A 14120-nucleotide genomic window follows, 5' to 3' on the forward strand; every position below is an offset into this window, starting at 1 on the left:
GGTTGATTCAATGAGAGAATTTGGTAAAAAAGTACTTTGGGATAGGCAGAAAATAAACAAGGTTTCAACATACATTATATTATCCATGTTTATAATTTTCGCTATGCTTTTCGGAGTTTTACTTGACATTTGGTTGAAAACAAATGTTTTTTTTACAATACTATTTTTTATCTTCTCTGTCTTTCAAATTCTATTTGGTTTGTCTTTAACAGGCAGTTTTATAATAAAACTCCTTGATGCAAAGCGTTTAGGAGAAGAAAATTTGAGGGAAATAATAAAAAATAGTACTTATTTTTCTGATCCAGAATATATTAAAAACATTATTGACGAAGTTAAAAGAGTAGTTGATTGCGATAGTGATATTGAAGTATTTGTCATTCCATCTCAAATGATAAATGCGCTTTTAGTTGGGAGAACAAAACACGATTATAAATTATGCTTAACATATGGCACAATTGAAAAGTTGCCCCTTAATGAATTTAAAGCATTACTTTATCATGAATTTTTCCATATAATTACCAAAGATACAGAGTATCTTACAACTGTTAGTGGGACATTTGGAAGCCCGATGTTGTTATTTAAACTTTCATCAAATGCGATGAAGAACATTATTAAAAGTAAAAACAAAGTTTCAAATATGGATTTTTATAGAGATTTTATAATTTTTTCTTTTATATGTGCAGTCAGTGTTTTATTCCTTCCTTTATCATTATTAACAAACTTTTTTGTAAGCGTGAGAAAAGAATTCGATGCTGACATGTTTTCTGTAAACAATGTTGGGAAGGAAAGTATGATAAGTTTGTTGAAAAAAATTAAGGAGTCATGCCAAAGTTTGGACACAAGCTATTTCTTTATGCGGCATTTATTCTTTTCACATCCAAATTGTAAAGATATTACCAATAAGGTGAACAAAGCTATTGAAACATATCCAACAATAGATGAGAGAATTGAGTTTATAGAAAAGAGTTATTCTCAGGACAATAGAGTGGAGTGATTGAAAATGCCGAATTTGTTAACTCACCTTAGATTTGGGATGGTATCATACCCATTTTATTTAATTATTTATATTTCATTTTTAAGGTTTTTCAAAACGAATATATCACTATCTGTTTTGGATATCTCGTTAAGTTATTTGTTTTATATAGTTGGAAGTGATTTACCTGATCTTGATAGCAACAATGCTCCTTTGAGGGGTTTTACAAAAGCTTTGTCTTTAGGTTTTTCTATATACATATTTACAAATTTTATAATGGAAAAACTTTCTAATCTTCCCCAATTGAAAATTCCAGAAATTTTATTATTACCTATATCTGTTGCCATCTCGATGCTTATAGGTGCAGGGCTTATAAACCTTTTTTTGTCGATGCCGATATTTTCGCACAGAGGATTTGCTCATTCGGTAACTTTCGCTGGAATTTATGGCCTTTTAATTTATCTTTTCTCAACAGGAAAGAGCGATAACGCAATATTTTTAGGAATAAGTGCCTTTGCTGGAGTTATGAGCCACATGATTGCCGATTATAGAAAAAATCCAACAAAAATATTTAAACTATGGTAGACTTATAAATAATTACACATTTGAAGGAGTGATAAGATGAGATTTTTAGACGGAGTAAATGTTACTTACATTAAAAAGAGCGAGAAAGAAAAATATTCTAAAGTTCTTCGAGAAATTTCAAAAAGTGGCACAAGTTTAGAATTTAGACCAGTGAATGGTAAAGATTATGGTCATTATCGAATAGAATTTTACGAACCAACGGATAAATTACCAACAATGAAGGTCATAGGTTTTCTTACACAAGAAGCACCTTTAGACTGGTTAATGAGTTTGGATAATCAATCCGAAATTACTTTAAATGATGTTTTTCATGTTGTTGACACAGAGATCATTGAGGTTAACCAAGCTGATTTTATACATTCTGTTGTGATTGAACAGTATAAAGTTTATTCAATAATAAATAAGGAAAAAACCCAAGGATTAACGGTAAATGAACTTGTTAAATTAACACTTGAGAAGATGTTTGAAGTATATTTTGATGAAAAGTTCAATGAAGAAGAATATGATATAGAGGTTCATCCTGAGTTAACTGATTACTTTGTTTGATTTTAAAAAATAAAAAACGGTCGGCTGAATAAAATCTTACACCGACCGTTTTGTTTTTTAGTATAATTTAATCTTCAGGTATTATCTTGGCTATATCTGGTACTATATCGATTTTTACTTCACTACCTTCGACTAATTCACTTTCAAATGGTGGAACAATTTTAATCATAACTTCACCAAACTCTGTGTCTATATAGTATTCGATGAAATTACCAAGATAAACCACAGTTTTGATTTTTCCACTTATTGGTCCTTCTTTTGATATCTTTAACCCTTCTGGCCTACAACCTAATATATATTTTTCAGATTTGGCTGTTGGGAGAGCAGAAATTTTGTATGTTTTCCCTTTTAATCTTATCGTTGTTTCTTCTTTTCCAATTTCAAGAACTTCAATTGGGAAGAAGTTGATTTTTCCTATGAATTCAGCTGCAAACTTACTTGCAGGTCTTTCGTATATATCCTCTGGTGTGCCGATTTGCTCTATTTTTCCTTTATTCATTAACACGATTTTATCGGATAATGTCAAAGCTTCCGTTCTATCATGAGTAACATATATCGCAGTGATGCCTACTTCTCTTTGTATTCTCTTTATTTCAACTCTCATCTGTTCTCTCAACAGAACATCTAAATTTGATAAAGGTTCATCAAAGAGCAATACAGATGGTTCAACTACAAGGGCTCTTGCAAGCGCAACTCTTTGTTGTTGCCCACCAGAAAGGCTTGATGGTGGTCTATCGCCAAACCCTTCTAAACCAACTATTTTTAAAATGTTTTCAACCCTTTTATTTATTTCTTCTTTTGGAATTTTTCTCATCTTGAGTCCGTATGCTATGTTTTCTTTTACATTCATATGTGGAAATAATCCGTAGCTTTGAAAGACCATCGCGGTGTCTCGTTTCCATGGTGGAATTTCAACAACATTCGTATCATTTATCAAAATGCGCCCACTTGTAGGTTTTTCAAATCCAGCAATCATTCTCAATGTTGTTGTTTTGCCGCAGCCAGATGGCCCAAGTAATGTTACAAACTCACCTGGTTTGACTTCAAAACTTATATTATCAACAGCTTTTATTTCCCTACCCTTGTAGTCTTTGAATATCTTTGAGACACTTTCTATTTTTAAAGATACTTGCTTCACTCTCTATTCACGCCCCTTCTATAAATGAATAATCTTCTAGTTTACTGTACAATTGTTTTTTCAAGGTATTCGCTTTTTTTGACAAGAATTCTAAGTAGTCCAAATACTGTTAGTATTATTATTATGAGCACTGAAGATAAAACACTTGCAAGTCCGAATCTTAAATTTTCGGAGAAATTGTATATTTGCATTGTTATGTGATACCACTTGGCTGAAATTAAGAAAACCACAGCACTAACTGCTGTCATTGACCTAACGAAAGTGTAAGACAAACTTGAAATAAATGCAGGTCGTATCAGTGGTAAAATAATAGTTGAAAATACTGTTTGTGGGTTTGCACCTAAGTTTTGAGCGGCTTCCTCTATAGATGGATCTATCTGCTTTAATGTTGCAACTCCACCTTCTACCCCAACGGGTAATTCTCTAATAACGTAATTTATTACAATTATTGCGGCCGTGCCTACTAAAATAATTGGTGGTTTATTAAACGCTATAACGTAACTAATACCTATAAGTGTACCAGGTATTGAAAACGGTAGTAATACCAATCCTTGCAAAATCTTCTTTCCTGGAAATTTCTTTCTTACGAATAAAAATGCGACAATCATTGAAAAAATACCAGCTATTGGCATAGCAACACTTGCCAGTATAGTCGTATCTACAAGAGCATCCTTCCCTCTTTGGAGTGCTTCTTTTATATTTGCTGTTGTAAATGTGTAATCGATACCCCAATTTTTGACAAAGCACCCCATGAATATTGTTGAGTAAAGACCTATTAAAAAGAAAACTATAATATATACAAGCGTAGTTAAGAAAATTTTCGTTTTTGGGCTAACTATTTCAACTATTCTTCCACTTGGCTTGCCAGTTACTGTTACGTATGATTTTCTATTTACCACATATCTTTGCAAATAAAACGCTGTCAGTGTTGGTAGGAGCAACAGAAGTGATAATGCCGCACCTCTATCAAGTCTGTTCATACCGGTAACTTCAAGGTAAGCCGTAACGGATAAAACATTGAACTTACCACCAAGCATCAAAGGATTAGCGAAATCAGCAACAGAATTTGTGAATACCAAAAGCCAGGAACTAAGTAAACCTGGAAGTGAAAGTGGTAATGTAATTGTTGAAAAAATTTTCCATCTACTTGCACCAAGGTTCATTGCTGCTTCTTCTAAAGTACTATCAATAGACTCCAGTACGCCAACCATGGTTAAATAAGCTATAGGGAACATACCCATCGTTTGTGCAATCACAAGCCCATCTAACCCGTAAATATCCCAGTTCATTTTTAATAGTTGCTTAGTTATTAATCCGTTTGAACCAAAGAGTAAAATTATAGATAATGTTAATGAGCATTCCTGTAAGGAAAAATAGATTTTGAAAAAAGTATCGCCTCCTGATAATATATAATTACCCCATCACACTAAAATCAGGAGGCGATACCATGGAACAAAAGTATGTTAATCCAAAAGTTTCAAGAATTTCTCAAGACACTCTAATTGTCGGTATTGATGTTGCTAAAAGAAATCATTGGGTTAGGATGACTGATTATCGTGGAATTGATTTGATTAGCCCTTTCAAGATTAATAATACCATAGATGGTATTAAAATGTTAGAGGAAAAAATAAGAATTATTAAGCAAAAGGAAGGGTTAAACAACGTAATCTTAGGCATGGAACCATCAGGGCATTATTGGAAGGTTTTAGCTTGGCAAATGAAATCTAACGAGCAAGTAAATTATCTTGTTGGAGTAAATCCATATCATGTGAAGAAAAGCAAAGAATTTGATGATAACTCACCTAGTAAAAATGACAAGAAAGATGCAGGATTAATAGCCAAATTAATCAAAGATGGAAGATATTTCGATATGCATTTATCAAATGATGTGTATAGTGAGTTAAAAGTATTAACCACGACAAGGGAACAATTAGTAAGTAAGAGAAAAAATTCAAAAAATATTGTAATAGCTATAATAGACGAATACTTTCCTGAGTATGAGAAGATATACAAAAACATATTTTCGGAAGGTTCGATGAAATTATTAAAGACCTATCCATTTCCGGAAGAGATATTAAGAGTTGGAGTAGAAGAAATAGAAAGTGTATTGAAAGAATCGACAAAGGGGAAAGACTGGAAAAGTAGGGCGCGGAAGATATACGAAGCAGCGAGAGAATCGGTAGGAGTAAGAGCAGGGCAAAAAAGTGCGAAAATGAAATTAAGGATGCTATTGGAAGAAATAGAGCTATTAACAAGACAAATTCAAGAGCTAGAAGAAGAGATGAAAAAAATGATAGAAGAAACAGAAGAAGGGGAATATATAGAAAGTGTGCCAGGGATAGGAACGGTAATGACAGCCACGATATTAGGAGAGACAGGAGGGTTAAGCAGGTTTAAAAGCTGGAAACAAATAAGGAAATTAGCTGGATTGAACCTGTACGAAGAAAGTTCTGGAGAACACAAAGGAAAAACGCGGATAACAAAAAGAGGGCGGCCGTTACTGAGGAAAATAATATACTTGATGGCAAAAACGGTGATAAGACATAACCGTGAAATAATGGAAAAATATTTAAAACTGAGGAAAAGAGAAAAAAATCCATTAAAAGAGACACAAGCATTGATAGCAATAGGATTGAAAATGATAAGGATAATATTCAAGTTAGTGAAAAGCAAGACAAGATATGAACCGGAGAGAGTATATGTATAGGTGAGAAAGCCGGTCACCTCCATTAGGAAAGTAACCAGGATACGAGAATAAGCAAACTCACCATACCTCAAATAGGACGAAGGAATGTGAGAGTGTGGAACAAACCAGGTGGGCATAAGAGGGTTAGTTTGAGGGAAAATGGTGGGGAAGTAGTTAAAAAAAATAATCTAAGAAGGAATAAAGCGACATAAAAATAATGAATTAATTCATTAAAGATAAAAAATTAAAATTATTAAGATTTTAGATAAACTCTTTTGGAAAAGAAAGGGAAGTAAGAATTTTTTGAAAAAATAAGAAAAAACGTATTTCAGGAGGCTAATCAAAAATATTTCTTTGAAGAGGAAGTGAAAAGAATAGGTAGACCTACGAATCCACTCTTCGGTGAGACAGCTAATTACAAACCAAAGAAATTAGTCGTAGATAAAAGAGGCAATTTGTACATCGTTAGCGAAGGTACTTTTGAAGGAATTATACAACTTGATAAAGATGGACAGTTTCTTGGATACTTCGGTAGTAATACCGTTGGTTTAACATTTTTAGATAAATTCATAGATTTATTTTACACGAAAGAGCAAAAGGCAAAGTTGTTGAATAGAATTCCTAAACCATATACAAATATCACTATCGATGACAAAGGTTTGATATACACCGTAACACAGAAGGAATCTGGTAATGCAATAAAAAGGCACAACACTATCGGTATAAATGTACTGTCAGCTTCTCGTGATAGAAAGATGATCGATGAAGATAATTTCATCGATATAGCTGTTGATAAAGATGGGAGAATGTACGCATTAACGGAAACCGGTTTGATTTACGAATATGATCAGGAAGGTAACCTTATCTTTTCGTTCGGTGGACGCGCAATAGCAACTGAACGAAATGGACTCTTTTCCGTAGCTGTAGCTATAACAACTGATGAAAATGGGAATTTGTACGTGCTTGATAGAGAAAGAGGCCTTGTCCACATATTTGTACCAACAGAATATGCGAATATACTCCACAAAGCGTTGAATTTATATGAAGAAGGTAAGTACTTAGAAAGTAAGAAGTACTGGGAACAAGTAATGACCTATGATGGATATTCAAAGATCGCACACCATGGACTGGGTAAAGCATACTTTCAAGAAGGAGATTACAATAGAGCAGCTTTGCATTTCAAAGAAGCATTTTCACGTAGAGATTACTCCGATGCATTTTGGGAATTGAGGAATATGTTTTTGCAAAATCATATGGGGTTGATACTCTTTGTTTTCTTACTGATTATCATTCTATTCGTACTCATCGACTGGCTATCAAGAACCGGGAAACTTAGCGTAAAGGTAAAGGTAAAATCAAAGCTCATTTCAGATATTTTATACATGAAAAATATTCTAAAACATCCGTTAGATACGTTTTACTATATCCAAAAGAAAAGGCACGGTTCTGTGTTATCAGCTTCGATTATTTATTTGTTGTTCTTGATTGTTGTACTATTCGATTACTTCGGCAGGAGTTTTATATTCAATTTGAACACAAATGAGAGAAGTGTTGGGTTTGTGATTTTAACGGCAGCTGCACCAGTTGGATTGTGGGTCATATCTAATTGGCTTGTGAGCTCCATAAACGATGGGAAAGGAACGTTAAGGGATATATACATCTTCACCGCTTACACGTTCGCACCATATATACTCTTTCAACCGTTAGTCATTTTAAGTACGTATATACTCACATACAATGAGACGTTCTTAATCGATTTTGCCTCATTAATTATCATATCGTGGGTTGGTGTTTTACTCTTTACTGGTGTAAAAGAGATCCACGATTACAACATCAGAAATACGATAAAGAGTATTTTACTCACACTTGGTTGGATATTCGTGATGATTTTAATATATTCAATAGTATACATGTTGTGGGACCAACTAACGGAAACCGCTTTTGGTATAGTTCAGGAGGTGTTGTATCGTGTCAGGATTTCAAGGTAAATACAAATTTTTATTCACTATAATATACTTGCTTGTTGGCTATCTGTCTTTTTCTCAGGCGATAGGAAATGAATTCTTATCGAACAGGTTTACACGACCAGAGAAGTACGTAGATGTTAATTCTCCATTCACATTGGAAGGTTATACGAAGATAGGTGAATCAAGTGCTTTGGAATTATGGATCGATTTGAAAACAACATCGTTGAGGGTTGTCGATAAAAGAAGTGGATACATCTGGGGTGATGTCGTAACAACGCATGAAGCATTCTCTGAAATGAATGATACGTGGAAGGCAATAGCAAAGTCGATAGTTTTAATCGAATACTTCGATGATCGTGGTATTTCAAATGTGATTGGAAGTGCCGATGAAAGTGTTCAAAAAAGCTATAGTAGAGTCAATGATGGTATAGATTTTAAATTCAATTTCAAAAAAGTAGACATATCTTTCCTGTTGAGCGTAAGACTGAGTGGAGATAGAATTGTCTTTCAATTGAAGAATGGTACCATAAAGGAATCTGGAAAATACACGTTGGCTTCGGTTATCTTTGCACCGTTTCTTGGAAGTACAGTTTCAAATGAGATAGATGGATACGTGTTCGTACCGGACGGTCCAGGTGCGCTTATCAGATTTTCAAAGCCCGCTCATTATCTGAATTGGTTTGAAAAGAGGGTGTATGGTAAGGATTACGGTATCGATAACTTAGCTTCTGTCAACGACCTTCGTTCAAAAAGGCCAAATGATTTCTTACGTGAAGAACCGTCGATACTTACACCGGTCTTTGGAATTGTTCATGGTGTTAAAAGAAACGCTATATTTGGTGTCGTGACATCTGGTAAAGAGTACTCTTCTATCGTCGCTTATCCAAGTGGTATATTAAGCCTTTACAACTGGGTTTCCGCAAAATTTATATACCGCCAAAAATACCTTCAACCAACAAGTCGCAGTGGTGCAGGTATACAAGTCGCTCAGAAAGACATGAATAAATTCGATGCGAAACTTGAAGTATCGTTCCTAGCAGGTAACGATGCGGATTACGTTGGAATGGCAAAGTATTACAGAGATAATTATCTCAAAAACATCTTGGTGAAAAAGATCGTCGGTAGCAACGTGCCTGTTGCAATCTCTCTAATCGCTTCCGATATTGAAAAGAGAGTAATCGGTTATCGTACTATGCCGATAACAACGTTCAAACAGATTGAAAAGATAGTTAGCGAATTGAAAAATTCAGGGATAGGTAATTTGAAAGTGATAATCAATGGATGGCAAAAAGGTGGAATCCACGGGAACAAGATAAGTAAGCTTTCTTTTGAGGATAGCCTGGGTGATATAGACGATTTGATAAACTTTGTGAAGAATGGAAAGAAAAATGGTTACGATGTATACTTATTAGACAATGTGACGAAAGTTACCGAAAAGCAGATCAATTTGAAAAAAGAAGTCGGGATAAACTTGTCTCAGTCGGTTATATACGAAGATAGGGATAATAGGGAACTCTGGATTTACAGAAGTTATTATACAAACATCGTACTTGCAAGCCAGTACGTTTCTGAGAAACTCACAAAGCTGAGCGAAAAGGGAATTTCAAATTTTGCACTTAACGAATATGGTTCGAAGTTGTACGGTGATTTGAAATACGGACATGAATTTTTTAGAAGTGATGCGTTGAAACTTGTTGAAAGAACACTTGAAAACATTTCGAAAAAGACAGATAGCCTATATCTTTCAAATCCTAACGATTACACATGGAAGTACGTTGATGGTATCTTAGATATTCCAATGAATTGCAGCCAATACCTCTTTGAAACAGACACTGTACCGTTTTTACAGATCGTTTTGAGTGGTAGTATAGATTACTTCGCACCTTACGTAAATAATAGTTTCTTTTCACGAATAGATATACTCAAGATGATAGAATACGGCGCATTGCCATCTTTCTTATTAACATGGGTTGATAACTATTTGATAAAGAAGACTCCACTTTGGGATTATCCATCAACAAAATACGAAGACTGGAAAGTAAAAATTACCGAAATTTACAAGGAAGTTAGTGATGCTTTGAAAAATGTTCGCGGATCAAAGATAATTGACAGGTTTGTAGTTGAACCGGGAATCATCGTCGTAAGTTACAATAATGGAAAATCGATCGTTGTTAATTACACATCAAAGACTTACATTCTAAACGATCAGAAAATTAAACCACAATCGTGGATAGTAACTAATTCAAATTCTATAAACGTTGGAGTTGGTCAAAATGAGTAAGAAAAGACGTATGAGAAAAGCTTTGGCTGGATATTTGTATATCTCACCATGGATAATAGGTTTCCTAATATTCACAGCCTATCCATTTTTCTATTCGCTGTATCTGAGCTTTTTCAACGTAAATTTCACAGTTGAAGGTATAAAGGCAACTTTTGTTGGTTTGAAACATTATATCTATGCATTCAAGACAGATCCATCGTTTCCAATAAATTTTTGGAATACGTTATTAAGTATTGTATTGTCAACACCGTTGATTCTCGTATTTTCACTCGTTGTAGCGATATTGTTGAATAACAAATTGAAAGCAAGGGCATTTTTCAGGCTTTTGTATTTCTTACCTGTAGTCATAATAAGTGGACCTGTTATATCTGAACTTGTGGCAAACAACGCAGCACAAATTGTCGATCCGAGAAAATATTTTATATACAACTTCTTTACACTCCTTCCCAATACGATAAGTTATCCGTTTATTTATATGTTCAACAACTTGGTGCTTATTTTGTGGTTCTCTGGTGTGCAGATACTATTTTTCTTGGCAGGTCTTCAAAAAATTAGTGGAAGCATCTATGAAGCAGCGAAGATAGACGGAGCAAATAGTTGGGTGATCTTTTGGAAGATAACATTACCATTGATAAAACCATTTGTACTGATAAATGCGATTTACACGATAGTTGATCTAGCTTCTTTCGCAAATAATCCTGTGAACACGAGTATAACTCAGAGGATGTTTGATATAGACAAGCCTTATTCATACTCATCAGCGTTGTCTTGGATTTACTTCATCGCTGTGATGGTTATAATAGGAGTTGCTTTTTTGCTTTTAAAAGAAGGGAGGAAGAATAAGTGAGCAAAGTAAAGAATTTCAGAACCAGTTTTTATTATAAATATTTGAAGGCTCCATCAACGAAGTTCATTATATATTTTATTCTGATAGGTGTTGGATACGCTTACCTTTATCCATTGCTTTACATGATAACAACCTCATTTATGAGCGTTGAGGATCTTGTGAATCCAACTGTTAATTGGATTCCAACGAAAATTACGTTTGACAACTTTGCAAGAGCTTGGAAAGTATTGGAAGCCACAAAATCTTTGTTGAACAGTGCTTACATGTCAACTATTCCGGCGCTTTTTCAAACTTTCATCACAGCTCTGATAGCTTACGGATTATCACGTTTTGAATTCCCATTGAAAAGGTTTTGGATCGTACTTATGCTTGCGACGTTTTTGATACCGTCACAAGTAACACTTGTTACAAAGTACATGCTGTTCAGCAGACTGAACCTTACCGGTACACCATTTGTTAGTTTCCTTCCATCGCTAACAGGTCAAGGTATAAGGAGTGCTATCTTCATACTTTTGTACTATAACTTCTTCAACATGTTACCAAAGACATTTGATGAAGCAGCTGAACTTGATGGTGCAAATTCTTTTCAGATATTTTTTAAAATCGTCTTCCCACTTTCCATACCAGCTATGGTAACAACGTTCATATTTTCGCTGGTATGGTATTGGAATGAAACGTTACTAACAGGACTTTTGTTGGGAAATAACATAAGAACAATACCGATAGCTTTAAGAGACTTTGTGTCTAAATATTCCATTATGTTCCCATCAGCGGATGGCAGTGCGGCAAATAGGATAAACGAAGGGATAAGGATGTCGGCAACGTTGATCACTATCCTTCCGTTGTTGATTACTTATCTGATTTTGCAAAGACAGTTTGTTGAAAGTCTTGAAAGAACTGGAATCACTGGGGAATAAAATATTTCAACTTTTTGAAAGGGGATGAGTACTATGGATATGTTAGATATTGAAAAGGTCATTAGTCAGATGACCCTTGAAGAAAAGATACACTTTGTTGTTGGTGTTGGTGTACTTGGAATTGAAGACAATCCAAAAGCACGTGTCAGTGGTGCTGCAGGTGAGACTTTTGAAATTCCAAGACTTGGAATTCCAAGAACCGTTTACGCAGATGGGCCAGCAGGTTTGAGAATAGATCCAGAAAGGGAAAGTGATGAAAGAAAATACCATGCAACAGCGTTTCCAGTTGAAACGATGCTTGCTTCAACGTGGAATAAGAACATTTTGAAAAAAGTGGGAGAGGCGATGGGCGAAGAGGTGAGAGAGTACGGAGTTGATGTGTTACTGGCTCCGGCTATAAATATACACAGAAACCCACTGTGCGGTAGGAATTTCGAGTACTATTCAGAAGACCCATTATTGACCGGTGAACTGGCAGCAAGTTTTGTTGAAGGTGTACAATCACAAGGTGTTGGTGCTTGTTTGAAGCATTTCGTTGTCAATGAACAAGAGACCAATAGAATGACTGTAGATACAATCGTTTCTGAAAGAGCATTAAGGGAAATTTATCTTAAGCCATTTGAAATCGCAATTAAGAAATCTAAGCCATGGACAGTGATGAGTTCTTACAACAAATTGAACGGTTATTACACCTCTCAGAACAGTTGGCTTTTAACGAAAGTTTTGAGATACGAATGGCAATTCGATGGTTTTGTTATGACAGATTGGTTTGCCGGTGATGATGGAGCTAAACAGATGGCTGCAGGTAATGATTTAATCATGCCAGGAAAGAGCCACCAGGTTTTGAAACACAGAAGAAATGAGATAGATGATATAAGAAAGGCTATTGAGAATGGAGAGCTAACAGAAGAGGTACTCAACGAGAGAATTCGAAATATACTAAGAGTACTTGTGAAGATGCCTTCTTTCAAAGGATACAATTATTCCAATAATCCGGATCTTGAGAAGAACGCAAAGATATCTTACGAAGCAGGTTGCGAAGGTGTCGTATTACTCAAGAACAACGAAGTATTACCGATATCGAAAGATACAACAATTGCACTCTTTGGCACTGGTCAAATCGAAACTATAAGAGGTGGAACGGGAAGTGGTGAAACACATCCGATGTACACTATCAATTTCCTCGATGGAGTTGTTGAAAGAGGTCTTAATTTCGATAAAGAACTTGCGCAATTTTATAGAGCAAAAATAGAAGAGTTGCGAAACGGCGAGTACAGAATAACACGTGGACAGTGGAACGAAGAAATCAAACCGAAATTGCCAGAAAATCTCTTTATTGTTTCTCAATTGGAAGATATAGCCAAGCGAAACGATGTTGCAATAATCTTCATAACGAGGATATCAGGTGAAGGATACGATAGAAGAGCAGAAAAAGGAGATTACTACTTAACCGACGATGAATACGAATTGATTAAAAACGTATCTGAGACATTCCATAAATATGGTAAAAAATCACTTGTTGTACTCAACATCGGTTCTCCTATAGAAGTTGAGAGTTGGAAAGAGTTAACTGACGGAATATTACTGGTTTGGCAACCTGGTCAAGAAGCTGGGAGAATATTTGCCGATGTAATTTCAGGAAAGGTTAATCCATCAGGTAAATTAGCAACAACATTCCCGAAGGATTACAAGGATGTACCGTCAAGGTCGTTCCCTGGAGAGCCAAAGGAAAATCCTACAAGCGTTACATACGACGAAGGAATATACGTTGGATACAGATATTACGATACATTTAGAGTCGAGCCAAGTTTCGAATTTGGTTTCGGACTTTCGTACACCAAGTTTGAATACAGTAATTTGAACCTGTACAAAGATGGTTCTTCGATAGTTGTTTGTTTCGATGTCAAAAACGTTGGAAACGTCCCAGGAAAAGAGATAACACAACTTTACGTTCGAGCACCAAGGGTGAAAATAGATAAACCGTACCAAGAGCTCAAGGGCTTTTTTAAAACAGACACGCTAGCTCCGGGAGAAATGCAAAAGGTGAAGATAACAGTGCAAATCAGTGACCTTGCTTCTTTCGATGGTGAAAAATGGGTTGTTGAAGAAGGTATTTATGAGTTTAGAGTTGGTGCATCATCGAGAGACATACGTTTGAAGGGTACTTTGAATTTGTAAAT

Annotated in this window: 11 protein-coding genes; 9 read left to right on the plus strand and 2 right to left on the minus strand. The window is 35.1% G+C overall.

All coding sequences use genetic code 11. The features are described from left to right. Positions 1-10 precede the first annotated feature (10 nt). Genes FNOD_RS08285 through FNOD_RS08295 form a run of 3 tightly spaced genes read left to right on the plus strand, consistent with a single transcriptional unit; the run spans position 11 to position 2104 of the window. Positions 11-994, plus strand: a complete 984-nt coding sequence (locus FNOD_RS08285; RefSeq protein WP_011994734.1) for a M48 family metallopeptidase — start codon at positions 11-13, stop codon at positions 992-994. A gap of 6 nt (positions 995-1000) precedes the next feature. After that, a complete protein-coding gene (locus FNOD_RS08290) occupies positions 1001-1558 on the plus strand; it encodes a metal-dependent hydrolase (RefSeq protein WP_011994735.1) in 558 nt (185 codons plus the stop codon). 36 nt (positions 1559-1594) lie between these two features. Beyond that, positions 1595-2104 (plus strand): hypothetical protein, encoded by a 510-nt coding sequence (locus FNOD_RS08295; protein ID WP_011994736.1) that lies wholly within the window; start codon positions 1595-1597, stop codon positions 2102-2104. 67 nt (positions 2105-2171) lie between these two features. On the opposite strand, the gene FNOD_RS08300 is transcribed toward FNOD_RS08295, so the two are convergent. After that, entirely contained in the window at positions 2172-3242 is a 1071-nt protein-coding gene (locus FNOD_RS08300) for an ABC transporter ATP-binding protein (protein ID WP_011994737.1), read from the minus strand. A 41-nt stretch (positions 3243-3283) separates the two neighbouring features. Further along, positions 3284-4651, minus strand: a complete 1368-nt coding sequence (locus tag FNOD_RS08305; protein ID WP_337998414.1) for an ABC transporter permease — start codon at positions 4649-4651, stop codon at positions 3284-3286. Positions 4652-4689: 38 nt separating this feature from the next. On the opposite strand from FNOD_RS08305, the gene FNOD_RS08310 reads away from it, so the two are divergent. The 6 genes from FNOD_RS08310 (at position 4690) to FNOD_RS08335 (ending at position 14118) form a co-directional block, all read left to right on the plus strand. Next, positions 4690-5949, plus strand: a complete 1260-nt coding sequence (locus FNOD_RS08310) for an IS110 family RNA-guided transposase (RefSeq protein WP_011993258.1) — start codon at positions 4690-4692, stop codon at positions 5947-5949. A 344-nt stretch (positions 5950-6293) separates the two neighbouring features. Beyond that, on the plus strand, positions 6294-7916 hold the full coding sequence (locus FNOD_RS08315) for a YIP1 family protein (protein ID WP_011994738.1): 1623 nt from the start codon (positions 6294-6296) through the stop codon (positions 7914-7916). After that, positions 7897-10176, plus strand: a complete 2280-nt coding sequence (locus FNOD_RS08320) for a DUF5696 domain-containing protein (protein ID WP_011994739.1) — start codon at positions 7897-7899, stop codon at positions 10174-10176. The genes FNOD_RS08315 and FNOD_RS08320 overlap by 20 nt, the downstream gene beginning before the upstream one ends. After that, on the plus strand, positions 10169-11023 hold the full coding sequence (locus tag FNOD_RS08325; RefSeq protein ID WP_011994740.1) for a carbohydrate ABC transporter permease: 855 nt from the start codon (positions 10169-10171) through the stop codon (positions 11021-11023). The genes FNOD_RS08320 and FNOD_RS08325 overlap by 8 nt, the downstream gene beginning before the upstream one ends. After that, positions 11020-11940 (plus strand): carbohydrate ABC transporter permease, encoded by a 921-nt coding sequence (locus FNOD_RS08330; RefSeq protein ID WP_011994741.1) that lies wholly within the window; start codon positions 11020-11022, stop codon positions 11938-11940. The genes FNOD_RS08325 and FNOD_RS08330 overlap by 4 nt, the downstream gene beginning before the upstream one ends. A 33-nt stretch (positions 11941-11973) precedes the next feature. Beyond that, positions 11974-14118, plus strand: coding sequence for a beta-glucosidase (locus FNOD_RS08335; RefSeq protein ID WP_011994742.1), 2145 nt, complete (start codon positions 11974-11976; stop codon positions 14116-14118). Positions 14119-14120 lie beyond the last annotated feature (2 nt).

This window comes from Fervidobacterium nodosum Rt17-B1, from assembly GCF_000017545.1.
Lineage (GTDB): Bacteria > Thermotogota > Thermotogae > Thermotogales > Fervidobacteriaceae > Fervidobacterium > Fervidobacterium nodosum.